Genomic DNA, 18,462 nt, shown 5'->3' on the forward strand with positions numbered 1-18,462 from the left:
TCGCGCTACCGGCGACCCCAAGGGCATATCGAGGCGTGGTTCGAGGAGTTCGTGGTGCGGATGTGGTGGATTTCCGCCGACACCACCCCGGTAGTCGAGGTGGCGTGGAGTCGGGAGGAGCGACACCGCAGAGAACTGCTCGACTGGCTGCGCGGCAACGGGCTCGCCTGATCGACGGGACCGCGCCGCGGCGCCTGCTGTTGTGCGATGAAGTGCTACGCAAGTCAAGGCTCGATGCCGGATCCACCCCGGTCAAGGTATCGGCGAGTCCGTGCCCTCCTCGGCGCAATCCGCTCGCGTGCGGAGGGTGCCCTTGTGCACCTTCCCGGACGCCGTGCGAGGCAGTTCCCGCACGAAGGTGAAATAGGTAGGCACCTTGTAGCCGGCAAGCCGCTCACGCAGAAAAGCACGCAAGTCCGCGCGCGTCACCGTGCCGGTACGGGTGTGAACCACGAACGCGTGCCCGGTCTCGCCCCATCGAGTATCGGGAACCCCGATGACCGCCGCGTCGGCGACGTGCGGATGGGCGTGCAAGGCATTCTCGACCTCGGCCGGGTACACGTTCTCGCCGCCGGAGATGTACATGTCCGTGCGGCGCCCGATAATCCGGTAGTGCCCATGTGCGTCCACACAGGCCAGATCCCCCGTGCGGAACCAGCCGTCATCGGTGAAGGCGGCCGCGGTCGCCGTCGGGTCGCGCCAGTAGCCCGGGGTCACGTTGGGTCCGCTGACCTCGATCTCGCCGGAGTCCGAGAGCCGCACGTCGGTGAAGGCCACCGGCACCCCCGCCGAGCCGACGTGCGCCGCGCTCTGGCTCGCCTCCAGGAACGTCACGCCCGGCGCGGTCTCGGTCATGCCGTAGCCCTGGCAGAAGACGAGCCCGCGCTCCTGGTAGGCGCGGATCAGCGATTCCGGCACCGGCGCGCCGCCGCACATCAGCGAACGCAGTGAGGACAGATCGGCGGTGTCCCAGCGAGTGGTGGCGGCCAGCGCGGCGAACATCGTGGCGACGCCGAACATCCAGGTCACGCGGTGGTGTTCGATCAGGTCCAGGCAGGTCTCGGGGTCGAAGCCGGGGGTGATCAGCGCGGTGCCGCCCTTGAGCAGGGTCGGCAGCAGGGTCTGGCCGAGCGCGGCGATGTGGAACAGGGGGGCCGAGATCAGGGTGACCTCGTCCGCGGCCACGTCCACGCCCGCCAGCAGGTTGACCGTGTTCCAGATCAGGTTGGCGTGGCTGAGCATCGCGCCCTTGGGGCGTCCGGTGGTGCCGGAGGTGTAGATGACGAGCGCGATGTCGTCGGAGCGCACCAGCACGTCGACCGGCTCGCCTTCGCCCGCCAGCCAGGCCTCGTACTCCGGGCCCAGCGTGAGCGTCGTGCGTGAGCGGTCGGGCGGCGGGTGGCCGGGATCGTGGATCAGGACGGCCGGTTCCGCGTCGTCGAGCTGATAGGACAGTTCGGCCGCGGTCAGCCGACAGTTGAGCGGCACGAAGATCGCCCCGGCCAGGGCGGTTGCGAACAGGGCCTCCACGAACGCCGGGTGGTTGGGGCCGAGGTAGGCGACCCGGTCGCCGCGCTGTACACCCTCGGCGACCAGTCGGGCCGCCAGCCGGTCGACGCGCCGGGCCAGTTGGGCGTAGGTGGTCCGGTTGCCCGCGTGCAGCAGGGCGGTGCGGTCCGGGCTCATCATGGCTCGTCGGGCGGGCCACTCGCCGATCGCGTGCACGGTCACCTCCCGTCCGACTCGACCAGCTCCGGGGCGAGCATGCCGCGGCCGGTTTCCCGGATCGCGAGCACACATACCGCCGACAGAGCGCAGAACACGGCGATCGTCCACGATACCGGCAGCGTGTCCACCGAGCTGCGCTGCAACTCGGCGAAAATCAGCGGGGCGAACCCGGCGCCCAGCCCGGCCAGCTGGTAGCCGAGGGAGGCGCCGGTGTAGCGGGTCTCGGTGGCGAACAGCTCCGTGTACAGGGCGGCCATCGGACCGAACAGCATCGGGTGCAGCACGCCCTGGCCCACCGCCAACGCAAGCACCAGCGACGATTGTTCGCCGTAGCGGACCAGCGGGAACAACGCGAACCCGAACACCGCGATCAGCACCGCCCCGGTCAGCATCACCGGCCGCCTGCCGAACAGGTCGGACAGCGCCGCCCAGCCCAGCACGCCGACCACCGCGATCGCCGAGGAGATCGTCAACGCGTCCAGCACGTCCTGTCGCGTGTGCCCGACCTTCACCCCGTAGGACAACACGAACGTGGTCAGGGTCGCCTGGAAGACGAACGCGGCCAGCCCGATGCCGATCCCGAGCAGCAGAGCCTTGGGCCGCTCCCGCAGCACGGCCAGGACGGGCAGCCGTCGCCGTCGGCCCTGTTGGGTTGCCGCGACGAACGCCGGGGTCTCCTCGACCCGAGCGCGGACGAACAGGCCCACCGCCAGCAGGAGCGCGCTGAGCAGGAACGGGATCCGCCAGCCCCAGGCGAGGAAGTCGGCCTCGGAGGTGAGTTTCGCGGTGACCGACAGTGCCAGTGTGGACAGCAGGGTCCCGGCCGGGCCGCCCGCGTTGGTGAATCCCGCCCACAACCCGCGACGGGACTCCGCGTGTTCGACCGACAGCAGGACCGAGCCGCCCCACTCACCGCCCACCGACACGCCCTGCACGATCCTCAGCAGCACGAGCAGGATCGGCGCGGCGGTGCCGATCGTCGCGTAGTCGGGCAGCAGGCCGATCAGGATGCTGGCCCCGCCCATCAGGGACATGGTCAGCACCAGCATCCGCTTGCGACCGAGTCGGTCCCCGAAATGGCCGAACACCAGCCCGCCCAGCGGCCGGGCCAGGTACCCGGTGGCGAAGGTGCCGAAGCTGGCGACCGTGGCCAGTCCGGGGTCCAGGCCGGGGAAGAAGACCTTGCCGAACACCACCGCCGAGGCCGTGGCGTAGAGCAGGAAGTCGTAGTACTCGATGACGCTGCCCAGGAAGCTGGAGGCCACTGCGCGGCGTAACCGCGTGGGGGAGTCGGTCATGGCGGGCCCCTCGTCGTTGAGGTGGGGAGTTCGGGTTTCCGCTGTCAGGCGTAGTGCCGGTAGACGGCTCGGGCGACGCAGGCGGGCTTGGCCGCGCCCGCCAGTTCCACGGTGAGATCGCAGACGAGCTGTACGCCGTCGTCGGGCACCTCCACGGCCTCGGCGACGCGTCCGTGCAGGCGGATCTTCGCGCCCACCGGCACCGGGGCGGGGAAACGGACCTTGTCGAGTCCGTAGTTGACGCTCATCCGCACGCCCGCCACCCGCAGCAGGTCGCTGAACAGCGGGATGAGCAGCGACAGCGTCAGGTACCCGTGCGCGATGGTGCCGCCGAACGGCCCGTCCGCGGCCCGTTCGGGATCGGTGTGGATCCATTGGTGGTCGTCGGTGGCGTCGGCGAACCGGTCCACCCGGTCCTGGGTCACCTGGACCCACTCGCCCGCGCCGAGATCGGTTCCGGTGAGTTCGCGCAGGGCGGCGATGCCGGTGACGGTCGTGGTCATCGGGTGTCCTTTCCGAGGCCGAGCAACCGGGCCGCGTTGTTCTTGAGGATGCGGGGGCGCACATCCGGGTCGATGTCGAGGTTCGCGAAGTCCGCCAGCCACCGGTCGGGGGTGATCACCGGGTAGTCGGATCCGAACAGGACCTTGTCCTTGAGCAGGGTGTTGGCGTAGCGCACGAGCTGGGGCGGGAAGTACTTGGGGGACCAGCCGGACAGGTCGATGTAGACGTGCGGCTTGTGCGTGGCCACGGCCAGCGCCTCGTCCTGCCAGGGGAACGACGGGTGCGCCAGGATGATCGCCAGCTCGGGGAAGTCGACGGCGACGTCGTCGACCAGCATCGGGTTCGAGTGGCGCAGCCGGATCCCGCCGCCGCCCGGCACGCCCGCGCCGATACCGGTCTGTCCGGTGTGGAACAGGGCGGGCACGCCCAGCTCCTCGATCGCCTCGTACAGCGGGTAGGCCATGCGGTCGTTCGGGTCGAACCCCTGGAGGCTGGGGTGGAACTTGAAGCCGCGCACGCCGTGCCGGGTCACCAGTCGCCGGATCTCCCGCGCGCCCGCTCTCCCGCGCCAGGGGTCGACGCTGGCGAACGGGATGAGCACGTCCGCGTGCTCGGCGCAGTCCTCCGCGATCTCCTCGTTCGGGATCCTGGGGTGGCCGGTGGCGTGCTCGGCGTCCACTGTGAACACGACGGCCGCCATCCGGCGTTCCCGGTAGTAGGCGGCCATCTCCGCGATCGTGGGCTGCCGATGTTCGTGGCCCTTGAAGTACTTCGCCGAGGCGGCGAGCAGCTCCGGGTCGAGCGAGGCGTGGCCGTCCCGGGAGATCTCGGCGTGCGTGTGCACGTCGATGGCGGTCAGGTCGTCGAGGGCGATCGCCATGTCAGGGACCCTGCTTCGGTGCCGGGATGCCATAGGTCTCGGGCTCGGCGCCGATCCCGGCGGACCAGACACGCGCGATCGCGTCGGCGGTCCAGCCGCCGTCGGCGTAGGCGACGGCCTTCTCGGCCGGGTGCGACCACAGCGCGAGCTTGTCGCCGCCGATGCCGATCGCCTGGCCGGTGATGCTTTTCGCCGCGTCGGAGGCCAGATAGACCACCAACGGGGCGGCGTCCTCCGGGCTGCCGAGGCCCTCCTCCCGGCGCAGCCAGTCGGGTAGCGGTTCGCCGGTGCGCTCGGCTTCGTCGATGGCCTCGGCGAAGGCGGGGATGGTCCTGGTCATGTCGGTGACGGCGATCGGCACGACGGCGTTGACGGTGATCTTCGCGCGGGCCAGTTCGAGGGCCCAGGTGCGGGCCATGGCGGCGATCCCGGCCTTGGCGGCGGCGTAGTTCGTCTGCCCGAAGTTGCCGCGCTGGCCCGCGGGCGAGCCGACGAGGATGAGCCGACCGCCGTCGCCCTGCTCGCGCAGGCGGATCGCGGCGGCCCTGGCGCAGGCGAACGTCCCTCGCAAGTGGACTCTCAGGACGTCGTCGAAATCCTCGTCGGTCATCTTCCACAGCACCCGGTCGCGCAGGATGCCCGCGTTCGCGACCAGCACGTCGAGTCTGCCGAAGTTGTGCACGGCGGCGCCGACCAGCGCGCGCGCCACGTCGTCGGTGCCGACCGGGGCGACGACGGCGGCCGCGCGGCCGCCCGAGGTGATGATCGCCGTCCTGACCTCGTGCGCGGCATCGGAGTCGACGTCGTTGACCACGACCGCCGCGCCCGCCTCGGCCAGTGCCATGGCGTAGGCCCGGCCCAGGCCGCGGCCCGCGCCGGTGACGATCGCGACCTTGCCCGACAGATCCATCTCGCCGCCTTCCAGTGGGGTCCGGGGTCCGCCAAAAGTACGGCACTTTGGAAGCGGCCGTCAAGAATCTGCCCAACTTCACGCGGGTTACGCTGCCGGACATGACAGACGCGCTCGGCCCCCGGCCCCAGTCCCTGATGCTGAACTTCCTGGGCCTGCACGTACTGGGGCGCGACGTGGCCGTCTACTCCGGAAGCGTGATCGACGTGTTCGCCCGGATCGGCGTGTCCGAGGAGGCCGCCCGCTCCACCCTGACCAGGATGGCGGGCCGCGGCCTGCTGACCAGGCACCGCAGCGGCCGCAAGGTCTACTTCGGACTCACCGACCGCTCCGCCGAGGTGCTCGCGGACGGCAGGCGGCGGATCTGGGACACCGGCGCGGTCAACGACGACCCCGGTCGGGAGTGGACCCTGGTCGGCTTCTCGCTGCCGGACAACCGCCGCGGCGACCGCCACGACCTGCGCACCCAGCTCGGCTGGGCGGGGTTCGGCCTGCTGCAGAACGGCCTGTGGATCGCCGCCGGGGAGCGCGACGTCACGGCCATCGTCGACCGACTGGGGCTGGGCGACCACGTCACGGTCATGACCGCCCGCCCGTCGGGCCGGACCGAGGCCGCGGACCTGGTGCGCAAGGCGTTCGACACCGCGACGATCGCCGCCCGCTACTCCGCGTTCCTGGACACCTGGGACACCCCGGACCCGCGCCAGGAGGCCCCCGACGACCTGGCCAGGCAGCTGCTGCTGCACACCGACTGGCTGCAGGCCGTCCGCCAGGACCCGCACCTGCCCGCCCGCCTGCTGCCCGCCGACTGGCCTGCCATCCGGGCCCAGAACCTGTTCCGCCGCCTCGACACGGACTTCCGGGTCGAGGCGGCGGAACTGGCGGCCGGGATCCTGGACGAGATCCCGGACCGGTGAGGATCAGCCGGTGTACGCCCTGGTCAGCGGCGCGGGCCGGTACTGGACGTACGGCGAGAAGGTCCCCAGGCCACTGGCCTTCGCGGCCGTGTTGAGCGCGGCAGGCGAGGTATCACCCCAGGAACCGGTGTCCAGTCGGTGCTCCAGCGCCTGGAGCGCGGCCAGGTAACCGGCGGGCTGGAACGCGCAGTGGCCCGTGCCCTGCACATAGGCCTGACGCAACAGGTTCTGGTCACCCGCCCGGCGGACCCGCTCCGCGTACCAGTCCTCGTGCTGTACCGGGATGAGCTGGTCGGCGATCGTGTGGATGGTGAACTCCGGCACGGCGAGGTCGCCGGTGGCGGTGGAGGTCGTGGCCAGGGTGCGCACGGCCTGCGGATCGGCCCGGATATCGGCCTTGCGGGTCAGCCGCGTGAGATCCGCGCGCAGGTCCAGCCCGGCCTGCCGGTACAGCGTCGCCACCTGGTCGAACAGGGGACTCCTGGCCAGCACGGCCGCGTAGTCCACCCCGACGTTCGCCGAACTGTCGCCGCCCGCGGCGAGTTCGACCTGGTACCTGCCGGGCACGGTGAACGGCAGTACCAAGTGGACCAACTCGTCGGCCTGTTGCCGCTGTTGGGCCTGGTAGTCACGCGGGCCAGGCGGCGTGGAGCCGGTGAACCAGGTGGGCTCGTTGAACAACGCCGCCGCCAAGGCCGTCCTCGCCCGCCCCTGCGCGGTGTCCTGGGCCTGCTTGGTCGCTTGGGCGAGGGCGTTGGCGGCGGTGCCTGCCTGTTGCGCGTCGGCATACCGGACGAGCCGGATGTGTTGGTCCGGGGCGAGCAGCTCGCTGACCGCGTAGGCGCCGTCGAGCTGGTAGTCGTTGAGGCTCAACCCGCCCGCGACCAGGCCGCACGTGGTGAGCACGCCGTCCACACGCCCTCGTCCGCGCTGCGCTTCCAGCGCGCTGACCAGCCCACCCATCGACTGACCCCACGCGATGACCCGCTTGGGTGGCCCGGTGTGCTGGGCCAACGCCGCGAGCGCGCCGAACTGGTCGTCGACCGCCGACGCCGTCGCCCACAGCGACGGCCCGGAGTAGGACGAGCCGACGAGCGTGTACCCGCGGGCGAGCAGGACGTCGTGCGTGGCGGGATCGGGTGCGTCCATGGGCTGCAACGGCCCGAAACCGTGGCTGAAAAGGACAGTCGTGCCATTGGACGCCGCGGGGACGTCGGCGATCCAGGTGGCACCATCTGGCAACGTCCCGGTGTAGCGGGTGCTGTCCGCCGCCTGCGCGCTCGCTGGGACGGCGAGCGCGAGACACGTGGCGACGAGCAGGGTACGAAGTGTGCGCACGAAACCTCCAATACGGAGAACAGGGCATGGCCGATCACGGCCGGTGCGATGATGAGGAAAGGCGCCTGCGATCGAGGCAGCGCCTGCGGAGCGCGTCGATCGACACCTCCGACGCACAGGATCATCAGACCGGGCGACGACTGTCAACCCCTTGTGGCAGAACCGGTCTCCTTGGTACACAGGGAAGAGCCGCCTCGACGTCGCGGAGTTCGGCGCGTGCCGATCCGACTCCACATAGGAGGTTTTGCGCGGGGAAATCCTGCCGATCGAAAGAACCAGAACAGCGTCGGAATCAATTGTTCGAATGCGCCCGGAAGAGTCGGATTGCCTGCCCGCGAGACTCCGAGCTGCCGCAGGAGCGGACTGTCGTCATCCGGCCGATCGGTGGGGGAGCGGGTGGCCACGGTTGTCGGGTCGACGATGCGCCGACCGTGTCGAAGCAGGCTTCGTTCGGGTGAAACGGCGGGTATGGATCTTCCTTTGCCCGGCTCGGTGGGGCGACCGTGGAGGCCCGGTCGAGAGGAGAATGGCATGAGCCAGCGGGACGCGGTGCGCGCGCCGGGGGCCTGGCCGGTGCTGGGGCACGCACCGGCGTTGATGCGGCGGCCATTGGAGTTCCTCAGGTCCCTGCCCGCCAGAGGACCGCTGGTGCAGGTCCGCCTCGGCCCGCTGCCCGCCTACGTCGTGACCACCCCCGACCTGGCCAGACAGGTCCTGGTCACCGGCTCCCAGGACTTCGAACGGGGTCGCTTCTCCCGCAAGCTGACCAGGACACTCGGCTCCGGCCTGGCCACCTCCACCGGCCAGGACCACCGCACGCAACGCCGGATGCTGCAACCGGCGTTCGGCCGCACCGCGGTGGCCGCCTGCGCCGCACCGATGCGCGCGGCGGCAGAGGCGTTGATGGCGGACTGGACACCCGGCCGGGTCATCGACGTCAACCAGGCCATGGACGCCTACGCCGCGGACGTGGTGGCGCGCAGCCTGTTCGGCTCGGAGGTCGCCGCCCCCGCCGCCGCGGAGTTCCGTCAGTCGCTGCCCGGTCTGCTGCGCGACATGGTCAACCGCACGCTATTGCCGGAATGGTGGGCGGCCCTGCCGACCCCCGGCAACCGCCGTGCCACCCGCGCCCTCGCCCGTGTCGACGCCGCCGCGCATGCCGCGATCACCGGCTACCGCGCCGCCAACCGGGACGCGGGCGACCTGCTGTCGCTGCTCATCGCCGCCCGCGACGACGACGGCACCGCCCTCACCGACACCCAGATCCGCGACCAGATGATCACCTTCACGCTGGCCGGGGTCGAGACCACCAGCGCGGCCCTGGCCTGGTTCTTCCACGAGCTGGCCCACCACCCCGACATCGAACGCCGCGTCCTCGCCGAGATCGACACCGTTCTCGACGGCCGACCGCCGACCCCGGATGACCTGCCCGCCCTGACCGAGACGACCCACGCCCTGCTGGAGAGCACCCGCCTCTACGCCTCCTGGATCCAGATGCGCCGCGCCATCCGCCCGGTCGTGCTCGCCGACACCGCGCTCCCGGCGGGCACCGAGGTGATCTACAGCCCCTACCTGCTGCACCACGACCCGCGCTGGTTCCCGAACCCGGAAACCTTCGACCCGGACCGCTGGAACCCCGACCGCGCGGGCGCGATCCCCAACGGCGCGTACCTGGCGTTCAGCTCCGGCGTGCACAAGTGCATCGGCGAGAGCTTCGCCTTCCTGGAAACCACCACCCTGGCCGTCCTGGCCTGCCAACGCTGGCGCCTACGCCCGACCCCCGGCGCCCCGGTACGCCCGATCGCGACCGGCGTCGTCCACCCGAAGGGCCTCATGATGACCCTGACCCCGCGATAACCCGGTCGGCTCTCCCATGAGGGAGGGTGTTCACGGCGCGGGGTCGCGAGGGTCACTGCGGCGGGCGGCCTCGACGGCGCCGTCGACGACCACCGCCAGGCAGACGCGGAACAGATCGTCCACGGTGCGGCCGTCCCGGAAGTACTCGCCGATGGCGGCTGCCGTGTTCGGGTGGCGGTCGGCGAAGTCGGCCGGGTCGAAGTCGCGCAACGCCTCGCCGTCGGGCCGGGGCCTGTTCCTCCAGCACGTAGCCGACGGTGAACAGCCGCACGCTCGACACGATGATGCGGGCCGTCGCCCCCGGCACGCCGTCGGCCATGAGCACGGTGATCATCAGCTCGGAGATCGCGGCCATCCGCGTGGACAGCTGCGCGGCGGACAGGATCCGCGCGCTGTCCGGGTGGGCGAGCAGGGCCCGCCGGAGCCTGCCGACCATGTCGGTCAGCCGGGCCAGGGCGTGCCGGGTCCCGGTGGGCGAGGGGGCAGTCGATGAAGGCAGCGGTGGTGAACGAGCGGGGCGCGGTGCCACGTTACGAGGACTTCCCGGACCCGGTGCCGCGAGCGGGCGAGGTACTCGTCCGGGTACGGGCGGTCGCGGTCGAGAACGTCGACAAGGCGATCGTCAACGGCGAGCACTACGCCGCGGCCGGATACCTCACCGAGTTCCCCATGATCTCCGCGTTCGACGGCATCGGCGCACTCGCGGACGGCACACCGGTGGCCTTCGGCATCCTGCTCCGCGGCTGATCCCGGACACCGGCGAGCGTCCTGGTCGGACACGAGTGCGTGACCGCGAATGGTGGAACCGCATCCGAACCGAGCAAGGCGGCCAGCCGCGAGCGCCGGCTTGCGGAGCACTAGCCCGTCACGGGCTTGCGTGGCCGGTAGTTGAAGGCCGTGTAGCTGGGATTTCGCCGGTCAGTCGACAATTTTGTGCAGGACGACCAGGCCGCCATATGCCGGTTGATCGAGGCGTTGGTCGTCGGTGGTGAGGTATTCGTCGAGTATGGCGAAGATGCGACGATCCAGTTCGGCGGCCTGCTCGGGGGACAGGTGCAGGGCGAACCTGGCGAACGTGCGAACGGCGTCTGGTCCAGCCGCGCGCAGCTCTTCCTGGAAGGCGTCGATGGGGGCGAAAGCGGCCGCCATGTCCACGCCTTCCGAGTCCTTCAGCCACCACGATCTCGGCTTCGATCGGTAGGGCTTTTCCAACGCGCCGCTGTCTCCGTTGCGGGCCGGTGCCTGCTCCAGTAGACCGGCGTCGAGGAGTTGCCGCACGTGGTACAACACCGTGCCAGGGTCCCTGTCGAGCCGGTCGGCGAGCTGCTTGTTGGTCAGCTCCTGCGTCCAGCACAGCCGGAGGATGCGCAGGCGTACTGGATGGGCGAGGGCCTTCGCTTCCCGCATCGTGGTTTCTCGGTGGTCGCCCGGTCGCCCGGTGTCGGGAAGTCGTCGCTGTGCGCCGGAACTGTCAACAGGCGTAGCCGGCTCGTCCATGCGCGCAGCCTAGCCGCACTTTCCGGCGGCGACGTCGAGCAGTTCGCCATGGCCGAGGCGGGGTTCGATGACCGAGTCCACCGTCGGCGGTCGGGCTGCTCTGAGCCGCGTGCCTGGGCATCTGTCAGGCGAAACGGCTAGTGATGGACTTTTCTCCACCGATGTGTGATTCTCAATCGCATGGTGGATGACCCTGTGTCCTCGGCTACGCGGGCCGCCCGGTCGGTCGAGCAGCGGGGTCTCGGGGCGCTGTACTGGCGTTTCTGGGCCACGGCCGGGCTGTCGAACCTCGCGGACGGGGTGCTGAAGATCGCCCTGCCGCTGGTGGCGACGGGATTCACTCGCTCGCCGATCCTCGTGGGCGGTTTGGCGTTCGCATTCACGCTGCCGTGGTTGCTCTTCGCCCTGCCTGCGGGCGCGATTGTCGACCGATGTGACCGGCGCATTCTCATGCTGGTCGCGAACACTTTTCGCGTAGTGGTACTCGCCGTCGTGGTGACCGCACTGTTGTTCGGCTATGGTTCCGTTCTGGCGCTGTACTGCGCCGCCTTCTGTGTGGGCAGTGCGGAGACGATCTACGACAACGCGGCGCAGTCTGTTGTGCCTCAGCTGGTTTCACCTGCTCGGCTGGTGCGGGCCAACGGCAGGATGTTCGGAGCGCAGCTGGCGGCCAACGAGCTGCTCGGGCCACCGTTGGCCGGTGCGCTGATGGCCATCGGCGCGAGTGCAGCGCTGGGCATGCCTATTGTGTTATGGGTTGCGGCCGTGGGCCTGTTGCTCTTTGTCGGAGGCACATTCCGGACAGTCGGAGGTGCGCCACAGGGGACGACATTGCGAGCGGACATTGCCGACGGGTTCCGCTATTTTCTCGATAACCGGTTGTTGCGAACGTTCGCCGTGGTCGGCGGCATGTTCAATATTGCGAGCAGTGCGACACAGGCGATTTTGATACTGTACGCATTCGGTCGGCGGTCTGTTCTTGGGTTGGATGGGGCCGGATACGGTCTTCTGGTCGGAACCATTGCGCTCGGCAGCCTGTTCGGGTCGTTCCTGGCGGAATGGGCCTGCCGACTGTTCGGGCGCGCCAGGACACTTGCACTCTCGTTCTCTCTGGGCGTCGTTCTGATCGTCATGCCTGCGATCGTGGCAAACGTGTACGTGATCGGCGTCGCATTTTTTGCGGGTGGCATGGGGATTGTGATCGCCAACGTCCTCATATTGACGCTGCGCCAGCAGATCACCCCTCCGCATGTGCTGAGCAGGGTCAACAGCGGCACCATGGTCATCACCTGGGGCGCGAAGCCGCTGGGCACGGCGATCGGCTCTGTTCTCGCCGAACTCTTCGGGCTCCGCTCTGTGTTCGTAGTCATGGGAGTCGTGGCGTGCATCGCATTGATCGGCGTGACCAGGGTTACCGATCGCGCAATGGATGAAGCGGAACAAGCTGGGTAATTCCGTCTGACCGATGGGCGGCAGGCCAGTACGGTTCGCGCAATTCTCGACAGCCTGTGCGCGGGCTAGTTCGAGGCTGACGGCCAGCGGACGGTCATGACCACTGAGGTGTCGAGTGCTTCCCAGGTGTGGTCGATGCCCGGTCCCCACATCACGTAGTCACCGGGGTGGGTGAGGGTCCGCTCGCCTTCGGTCAGGCTGATCCGGAAGTGTCCCTCGACCAGAAGGACAAGGGTGGTTCGCCGGTCGTCGGCGGTCCATTCGGGACGTTTGTCACCGGCGGGATGGGTGGCCCACTTGACTTCGACGTCCCGCGATGAACGAACACCCTCGGCGGGGTCGATGAAGTGTCCGACCAGCCAGCCGCGGGTGTCTTTGGTGTCGTCGGTGGCGTTGCCGCTGGACCAGCCCTGCGTCACTCGCTGATCTCCCAGTCGATCGGTGGAATGCTCACCAGCTGTCCGTTGGTTTCGGCGGGGCGTCGCAGGCCTTGCAGCATCGCGAAGAGTGCTTCGTTGGACCACGCTACATCGCCGAGCAGCTCGGCCAGTATGTCGGGGTCTTGGGTGGAGGTCGTTTCCCAGCTCGCCTCGACCATCCCGCCGTAGTGCGGCCAGGACTCCTCCGGCCGGGCCGCGATCGCGGTCAATGCCATGATCGACTACCTCGACTACCTCGACACCTTGGGCCGAGAGATAGGCGACGCCACTTCGAGCAGCCTCAAGAGCCGTACACCGCTCTTGACCTGGAACTCCGCTACAATGCGGAAGACCGGATGATCAATGTGAACATCCGGTCCGCAGGTAGGGGTAGTGAACGTGTCCGAGGGGGGACTTGAACCCCCACGCCCGTTAAGGGCACTAGCACCTCAAGCTAGCGCGTCTGCCATTCCGCCACCCGGACTCGCGGGTGGTCCCGCGTGGTGTGGGCATACCTTATCCGATGCGTTCCCCCTGTCCCAAACCGGGGCTGTCCGGGTGCGGGCAGGGTGGTAGGAAGGCGGGGTGAGCGAGCAGCGGAGCGTACTTGCCGAGATCCAGGATACGAGTGTGGCCGAGGACGAGGCCGTCTCGTTGACCAGTGAGTTGATCCGGATCGACTCCACGAACACCGGGGATCCGGCGACCGTGGTGGGGGAGCGGGCGGCGGCGGAGTACGTGGCGGAGAAGTTGGCGGAGGTGGGGTACGAGACCACTTACGTCGAGTCGGGGGCCAAGGGGCGCGGGAACGTCGTGGCGCGGTTGGCGGGGGCTGATCCGAGCAGAGGGGCCCTGCTGGTGCACGGGCACCTCGATGTCGTCCCCGCGGATGCCTCGGAGTGGTCGGTGCATCCGTTCTCCGGGGCCGTGCAGGACGGCTACGTGTGGGGGCGTGGCGCGGTCGACATGAAGGACATGTTGGGGATGACGTTGGCCACCGCGCGGCGGTTCAAGCGGGATGGGGTGGTGCCGCCGCGGGACATCATCTTCGCGTTCGTGGCCGATGAGGAGGCCGGGGGCGAGTACGGGGCGCAGTGGCTGGTGGACAACCGGCCCGAGTTGTTCGAGGGGGCGACCGAGGCGATCAGCGAGGTCGGGGGGTTCTCGATCACCGTCAAGGACGGTGTACGGGCCTACCTGATCGAGACCGCCGAGAAGGGCATCGCCTGGATGCGGCTGCGGGTGCGCGGACGGGCCGGGCACGGGTCGATGGTGCACGAGGACAATGCCGTGACCCGGCTCACGCAGGCCGTCGCGCGGCTCGGGGCGCACCGGTTCCCGCTGGTCCTGACCGACTCGGTGCGCGAGTTCCTGGCCGCGGTCACCGAGCTGACCGGCATGGAGTTCGACCCCGAGGACCTCGACGGGTCCGTGGCCAAGCTGGGCGCGGTCGCCCGGATGGTGGGGGCCACGCTGCGCGACACCGCCAACCCGACGATGCTGACCGCCGGGTACAAGGCGAACGTGATCCCCTCCGTCGCCGAGGCCGTGGTCGACTGCCGGGTGCTGCCCGGCCGCCAGGAGGCGTTCGAGCGTGAGCTGGACGAACTGCTCGGACCCGACGTGGAACGCGAGTGGATCGCGAACCTGCCCGCCGTCGAGACCACCTTCGACGGGCACCTGGTCGACATGATGACCGCCGCGGTGACCGCCGAGGACCCCGGCGCCGCCACCCTGCCCTACATGCTCTCCGGCGGCACCGACGCCAAGTCCTTCCACACCCTGGGCATCCGTTGCTTCGGGTTCGCGCCGCTGCGGCTGCCCGCCGACCTGGACTTCAGCGCCCTGTTCCACGGCGTGGACGAGCGCGTGCCGGTGGACGCGCTGCGGTTCGGCACCCGGGTGCTCGACCGGTTCCTGCGCAGCAGCTGACCGACCGCGAGACGGAGCCGCCCGGCCGGACGTCGGGCGGCTTCTTCCCGTTCATTTCTCGACGAGCGGACAAATGGGTGCTCGACAGAGAGCGGCGACGCGTCCGGAACGCGGCCATGCTGGTGCGGAAGCCATCCACCGGAACCGAAGGACGCACATGCTCGACCAGACGATCATCCGCCGGACGCTGCGGGTGCCGCGCGCGACCGGACCCGCCGGGGACGGTTCCCCGGTGGCGCGGCAGCTGGACGCGGTGCTGCTGGGGGTCGGGTTCACCGCGTCCGGCGACCTGCTGCGCCACCTCACCGGCCTGGCGCCCGGCCCGGCCATGGACGTGGCCGTCCGGGTCGTCGGCGCGGTCCGCGAGCTGGTGGGCGACCATGTCGAGCACAACGCGTACTTCCGGTACTTCCCGCGCGGGGTGCCGAACACGGTCGAGTTCTGGATGGAGTGCCTGCGCGACGCCCTGCTCACCGACTCGCCGGACGGGCCGCCGGAGTCCCTGGTCGACCTGCCCAGGTACGGCCGCTGCCAGCACACCTTTGCCGACCTGCTGGCCGCGCACGACGAGCTGGTGCCCTCGGCCAAGGACCGGGTGACGGTCGTGCACCTGGGCGGCACGCTGGAGGAGGAGACCCGTGCGCTCTACTTGGCGCTGGCCGGGTCGGTGGCGCCGTTGGGGGAGGCCGACCGGGAGCTGCTCGCGGAACTGACCGTGAACTGCGGTGATGTGGTTCCGCCTGAGATCCCCGTACGGGAGAACCGGGCGGTGGTGAACGCCGTTCGGCTGGCTGCCGGACTTCCCCTGGTGCTGGTGGACACGGTCGTGGACGTGCTGCGGGTGGCCTGCCAGGCGAGCGGCGGGGACGTCACGCTCGCCGAGACGACGCGATTCCGGAGTTTCACCCGGCGCGAACGGCGGGCGTTGATGGCAGCGCTCGACCGGGTCGTAGGCGGGAACGGGGGCAAGCTCGGAGACGTCGCCCGATACTCCGGGCCGTTCAAGCGGCTCGGTGAGCGCATTCACCCACACGAACACCAGCGATACCCGCACGCTCAGGAGGTCTTCACGGTTGCTCGCGGTGAGCGCACGGTCCGGTCGCTGGCCGCCCGTGCCGAGCTGGCCTTCGTCGCCGGGGACGTCCGGGCGGCCGCCGAGATCCTGATCGCCGCGCCGGGCATGCTGGCACGCTCGCTCGACCGGCTCCTGCGCACGGCGGACACGCCCGCGGACCTGGACGCCGTGTTGACGGCGTTGACGCGGGTGATCACGTCGATATCCGGGCGGGTGCTGTGCTCGCTCCGCGAACACCTCGCCAACCGGGGAATCCCGGACGCGGAGCGGGTGTTCACCAACCAGGCCGGACGCGGCTGGGCCGCGCCGGACACCCGGCCGCCGCTCCCGATCGAGGTCATCGGACGGGTGAACGCGCTCATCGACGGCGAGGTGGCCGCCCGACTGCCGGAGTATGGGCACCTAGTGGTCGACCCGGCCGTGCTGGACGTCGCGCTCCCGTTGTCGGGCAAGGCGTCGGCGGACGGTTTCGCGGTGCTGCCGCGCGGCTCCCGCTCCGTTGTGGACGGTGAGCTGTTGCGGTTCTTCACCTACTGGCGGCAGACCCGGCACAGCACCGACTTCGACCTGTCCGCGGTCATGCTGGACGCCGATTTCACCTACATCGGCCACGTGTCCTGGACGAACATCCGAGACGGCGGCGCGGTGTACTCCGGGGACATCATCGAGGCACCGAACGGCGCGACCGAGTTCATCCAGATCCCGCTGGACTCGGTGACGGCCGCGTATGTCGTGCCGCAGGTGAACGTCTACGACGGCGAAGGCTTCGCGGAGGTGGCGGAGTCGCTGTTCGGTTGGATGACCCGCGATCGCGAGCAGGAGGGTGCGCCGTTCGAGGCCCGCACCGTGCGCACCCGCTCCGAACTGCGCGGTTCCGGCCGCGTCGCGCTCCCGGTCGTCTTCGGCCGCGCCCCGGACGGCACGTGGACCGCGACGTGGACACACCTCTACCTGTCCGGTTCTCCGAAGTTCAACCGAGTCGAGGCGAATCAGCTGAGCACCGGATTGCTCGTCCGCGCGCTCGTGTCCCGCGAGTATCTGACCGTGCGCTACCTCGTGGAACTCTGCCGCGGGAAGGTGACGGAGTGGTCGCCCGGGATGTGGTTCGACGGTCCGGTGACCTACGTGGGTCTGCACGAGCCGGACGGGCTGCCCGCGGGCTCGACGGTGATCACGCTCGACGGGCTGAACCGGTTGATCCCGTCCTGAACGCGTAGGTAGAGTGGCGGTCGCGAGGCTATGCGGGAGCTTCCTTCTCAACTTGTCGATTAGCGCCCGCGCTCTCCTCGCGCCGACTTGCTCCGAGTCGCCGGAAGACAGCACTCGGCGGTGGGAAACGGGTGGCCCCGACTGTCCGAGGTCGGGACCACCCGCGTCTGTGTTCGGCAGCGAACCCGCCGAGATCAGTGTTCCGGGCAGCCGAACACCGCGTCCCGGCCGCCGCCGCGGGCGTTGATGACCTGGCTGTGGAGGCGACTGTTGGAGTTGTTGCGCCACAGGATCACGGTCATCACGCCGTCGCTGACCTGCTGCACATTGGTGAATGAGGTCACCGATGCTTGTGCCGCGGGTGCACCGGCGGTGAAAAGCGTGCAGAAGGCTATTGCCGAGATGAGTATTTTGCGCACGGGGGAACGATCTTTCACCGCGAGTGGGAGTCGGATTTCTCTGGGCAGGCGATCACTCGTGTTCGGTTCGGCCGAGCAGGGCCTGCCGGTCGGTGACGGCCGCCGTGCTGTCGGCCGGGGCGAGGCAGGCCAGGCAGGTGCACAGGGTCGGACCCCCGTTCTGGTCGGCGCACACGTCGACCGCGCCGGAGCCGAGGTCGCCGGTGTTACCGGAGGTCGCGCCGACATTGAGCGTCCGGTACTGGCAGGTGCCGCCGCCGGGACAGCCGGGGCCCTTCAGGTAGACGGTGCCGCTGAGCGCGCCCACGACCTGCCCGTGGTAGATGTAGGTGGAGTTGTTCCGCCAGAGATAGACCTTCCGACCCGGGTGCGTCGGGTCGGAGGCCTGCCGGACGATCGTGTAGGTGTCGGTCACGGCCGCCTGGGCGACGGGCGCGCCGGTGACCAGCAGGGCGGACAGGGCCAGGAATGAGAACAGGATTCTCCGCACGGAAACACCCTTTCGCGGTAGGCAGGGGTTACCCCGAACCGCATCCCCCAGTTGGATGCCGTCCCCCGGCGATTATTGAGTTTTCATTTCCCGAGGACAAATCTCAAGACGAGAGTGACGCTGATCACATCATTGCCATTTGGCCATTCAGCGAATCCGGTGATGCCCGGAAAATTGTCGATCGGTTTTGACGGCAGCGTGTTTCGCTCGAACGGCGGTGTCCGTCGACGAACGGGCCGTGCTAGTCGGATTCGGAATGTTCCGCGCGGTCGCCGCCTGCCTCGGGTTGCGGGATCCGCCCAGGTCGGCGGCCGAACCACGATAGGGTCGGGTTCGCACAGGTGGCCGGGGGAGGGGAACACGATGTCGGACGGGGATTCGGCGCCCGGGGGCGGCTCGGCCGAGTCCGATGGCGACTCGGGTTTCGGCATGGCGCCGCCACCGGGTCGGTTCGGCCCACCCGGGTACGGGCCGCCGGGTCCTCGGTTCGATCCCGCGACGCGGCGGTATGTGGGCGGGGCGTATCCGCCGGGGCCG

The 18,462-nt window shown here is 69.5% G+C and carries 18 protein-coding genes, 1 tRNA gene and 1 pseudogene; 6 read left to right on the top strand and 14 right to left on the bottom strand.

All coding sequences use genetic code 11. The annotated features are described in order from the left end of the window. Positions 1–252: 252 nt before the first annotated feature. The 5 genes from C503_RS0100680 to C503_RS0100700 are packed head-to-tail and all read right to left on the bottom strand — an operon-like array spanning position 253 to position 5,320. A complete protein-coding gene (locus C503_RS0100680) occupies positions 253–1,731 on the bottom strand; it encodes an acyl-CoA synthetase (protein ID WP_018680264.1) in 1,479 nt (492 codons plus the stop codon). Beyond that, a complete protein-coding gene (locus C503_RS0100685; RefSeq protein WP_018680265.1) occupies positions 1,728–3,026 on the bottom strand; it encodes an MFS transporter in 1,299 nt (432 codons plus the stop codon). Before C503_RS0100685 ends, C503_RS0100680 begins: the two co-directional genes overlap by 4 nt. Positions 3,027–3,070: 44 nt before the next feature. Further along, positions 3,071–3,529, bottom strand: a complete 459-nt coding sequence (locus C503_RS0100690) for a MaoC family dehydratase (RefSeq protein WP_018680266.1) — start codon at positions 3,527–3,529, stop codon at positions 3,071–3,073. After that, a complete protein-coding gene (locus C503_RS0100695) occupies positions 3,526–4,410 on the bottom strand; it encodes a 4-hydroxyphenyl-beta-ketoacyl-CoA hydrolase (RefSeq protein ID WP_018680267.1) in 885 nt (294 codons plus the stop codon). Before C503_RS0100695 ends, C503_RS0100690 begins: the two co-directional genes overlap by 4 nt. Position 4,411: 1 nt before the next feature. Continuing rightward, the gene (locus tag C503_RS0100700) at positions 4,412–5,320 is read right to left on the bottom strand and encodes an SDR family NAD(P)-dependent oxidoreductase (RefSeq protein ID WP_018680268.1); all 909 of its coding nucleotides are present in this window, start codon (positions 5,318–5,320) and stop codon (positions 4,412–4,414) included. A 101-nt stretch (positions 5,321–5,421) separates the two neighbouring features. Between C503_RS0100700 and C503_RS0100705 the strand changes: the two genes are divergently transcribed. Beyond that, positions 5,422–6,237, top strand: a complete 816-nt coding sequence (locus C503_RS0100705; protein WP_018680269.1) for a PaaX family transcriptional regulator — start codon at positions 5,422–5,424, stop codon at positions 6,235–6,237. Between the two features lie 3 nt (positions 6,238–6,240). Here C503_RS0100705 and C503_RS0100710 read toward each other — a convergent pair whose 3' ends face one another. After that, a complete protein-coding gene (locus C503_RS0100710) occupies positions 6,241–7,575 on the bottom strand; it encodes an alpha/beta fold hydrolase (protein ID WP_018680270.1) in 1,335 nt (444 codons plus the stop codon). Between the two features lie 531 nt (positions 7,576–8,106). Here C503_RS0100710 and C503_RS37200 point away from each other — a divergent pair. Then, a complete protein-coding gene (locus tag C503_RS37200) occupies positions 8,107–9,432 on the top strand; it encodes a cytochrome P450 (protein ID WP_018680271.1) in 1,326 nt (441 codons plus the stop codon). A gap of 30 nt (positions 9,433–9,462) precedes the next feature. On the opposite strand, the gene C503_RS47560 is transcribed toward C503_RS37200, so the two are convergent. Beyond that, positions 9,463–9,642, bottom strand: a complete 180-nt coding sequence (locus tag C503_RS47560) for a hypothetical protein (protein ID WP_018680272.1) — start codon at positions 9,640–9,642, stop codon at positions 9,463–9,465. A gap of 25 nt (positions 9,643–9,667) precedes the next feature. Next, positions 9,668–9,961 (bottom strand): annotated as a pseudogene (locus tag C503_RS48800) (TetR/AcrR family transcriptional regulator C-terminal domain-containing protein); the annotation flags it as partial. Between C503_RS48800 and C503_RS42870 the strand changes: the two are divergent. Next, complete coding sequence (locus tag C503_RS42870; RefSeq protein WP_018680273.1) at positions 9,922–10,179, top strand: hypothetical protein; 258 nt, start codon at positions 9,922–9,924, stop codon at positions 10,177–10,179. The pseudogene C503_RS48800 and the gene C503_RS42870 sit on opposite strands and share 40 nt — an antisense overlap. 171 nt (positions 10,180–10,350) lie before the next feature. Here C503_RS42870 and C503_RS0100730 read toward each other — a convergent pair whose 3' ends face one another. Continuing rightward, on the bottom strand, positions 10,351–10,929 hold the full coding sequence (locus C503_RS0100730; protein ID WP_026315858.1) for an ArsR/SmtB family transcription factor: 579 nt from the start codon (positions 10,927–10,929) through the stop codon (positions 10,351–10,353). A 180-nt stretch (positions 10,930–11,109) separates the two neighbouring features. Between C503_RS0100730 and C503_RS0100735 the strand changes: the two genes are divergently transcribed. Further along, positions 11,110–12,381, top strand: coding sequence for an MFS transporter (locus C503_RS0100735; RefSeq protein ID WP_026315859.1), 1,272 nt, complete (start codon positions 11,110–11,112; stop codon positions 12,379–12,381). A gap of 65 nt (positions 12,382–12,446) precedes the next feature. Here the strand turns inward: C503_RS0100735 and C503_RS0100740 are convergent, their stop codons facing one another. From C503_RS0100740 to C503_RS0100755, 3 genes are all read right to left on the bottom strand, one after another. Continuing rightward, a complete protein-coding gene (locus C503_RS0100740; RefSeq protein ID WP_018680276.1) occupies positions 12,447–12,800 on the bottom strand; it encodes a hypothetical protein in 354 nt (117 codons plus the stop codon). Next, positions 12,797–13,036, bottom strand: a complete 240-nt coding sequence (locus C503_RS0100745) for a hypothetical protein (RefSeq protein WP_018680277.1) — start codon at positions 13,034–13,036, stop codon at positions 12,797–12,799. The genes C503_RS0100740 and C503_RS0100745 overlap by 4 nt, the downstream gene beginning before the upstream one ends. 164 nt (positions 13,037–13,200) lie before the next feature. Next, positions 13,201–13,284: transfer RNA gene (locus C503_RS0100755), tRNA-Leu, on the bottom strand. Between the two features lie 101 nt (positions 13,285–13,385). On the opposite strand from C503_RS0100755, the gene C503_RS0100760 reads away from it, so the two are divergent. Together C503_RS0100760 and C503_RS0100765 are read left to right on the top strand one after the other, a co-directional pair. Continuing rightward, positions 13,386–14,732 carry a M20/M25/M40 family metallo-hydrolase gene (locus C503_RS0100760; protein WP_245572376.1) on the top strand — a complete coding sequence of 449 codons (1,347 nt, stop codon included), beginning with the start codon at positions 13,386–13,388 and terminating at the stop codon, positions 14,730–14,732. 157 nt (positions 14,733–14,889) lie between these two features. Further along, positions 14,890–17,016 carry a TerD family protein gene (locus C503_RS0100765; RefSeq protein ID WP_018680280.1) on the top strand — a complete coding sequence of 709 codons (2,127 nt, stop codon included), beginning with the start codon at positions 14,890–14,892 and terminating at the stop codon, positions 17,014–17,016. 194 nt (positions 17,017–17,210) lie between these two features. Here the strand turns inward: C503_RS0100765 and C503_RS45560 are convergent, their stop codons facing one another. After that, the gene (locus C503_RS45560; RefSeq protein WP_156892882.1) at positions 17,211–17,435 is read right to left on the bottom strand and encodes a hypothetical protein; all 225 of its coding nucleotides are present in this window, start codon (positions 17,433–17,435) and stop codon (positions 17,211–17,213) included. 52 nt (positions 17,436–17,487) lie between these two features. Further along, entirely contained in the window at positions 17,488–17,925 is a 438-nt protein-coding gene (locus tag C503_RS0100775; RefSeq protein WP_018680282.1) for a hypothetical protein, read from the bottom strand. Between the last annotated feature and the right edge of the window lie 537 nt (positions 17,926–18,462).

This window comes from Actinokineospora enzanensis DSM 44649 (assembly GCF_000374445.1).
GTDB classification, from domain to species: Bacteria; Actinomycetota; Actinomycetes; order Mycobacteriales; family Pseudonocardiaceae; genus Actinokineospora; species Actinokineospora enzanensis.

Excerpts from the sequence above, each read along its gene's own strand:
- C503_RS0100685 (WP_018680265.1), bottom strand. The coding sequence starts at position 3,026 with ATGACCGACTCCCCCACGCGGTTACGCCGCGCAGTGGCCTCCAGCTTC.
- C503_RS0100690 (WP_018680266.1), bottom strand. The coding sequence starts at position 3,529 with ATGACCACGACCGTCACCGGCATCGCCGCCCTGCGCGAACTCACCGGA.
- C503_RS0100695 (WP_018680267.1), bottom strand. The coding sequence starts at position 4,410 with ATGGCGATCGCCCTCGACGACCTGACCGCCATCGACGTGCACACGCAC.
- C503_RS0100700 (WP_018680268.1), bottom strand. The coding sequence starts at position 5,320 with ATGGATCTGTCGGGCAAGGTCGCGATCGTCACCGGCGCGGGCCGCGGC.
- C503_RS0100705 (WP_018680269.1), top strand. The coding sequence starts at position 5,422 with ATGACAGACGCGCTCGGCCCCCGGCCCCAGTCCCTGATGCTGAACTTC.
- C503_RS37200 (WP_018680271.1), top strand. The coding sequence starts at position 8,107 with ATGAGCCAGCGGGACGCGGTGCGCGCGCCGGGGGCCTGGCCGGTGCTG.
- C503_RS42870 (WP_018680273.1), top strand. The coding sequence starts at position 9,922 with ATGAAGGCAGCGGTGGTGAACGAGCGGGGCGCGGTGCCACGTTACGAG.
- C503_RS0100730 (WP_026315858.1), bottom strand. The coding sequence starts at position 10,929 with ATGGACGAGCCGGCTACGCCTGTTGACAGTTCCGGCGCACAGCGACGA.
- C503_RS0100735 (WP_026315859.1), top strand. The coding sequence starts at position 11,110 with ATGGTGGATGACCCTGTGTCCTCGGCTACGCGGGCCGCCCGGTCGGTC.
- C503_RS0100745 (WP_018680277.1), bottom strand. The coding sequence starts at position 13,036 with ATGGCATTGACCGCGATCGCGGCCCGGCCGGAGGAGTCCTGGCCGCAC.
- C503_RS0100765 (WP_018680280.1), top strand. The coding sequence starts at position 14,890 with ATGCTCGACCAGACGATCATCCGCCGGACGCTGCGGGTGCCGCGCGCG.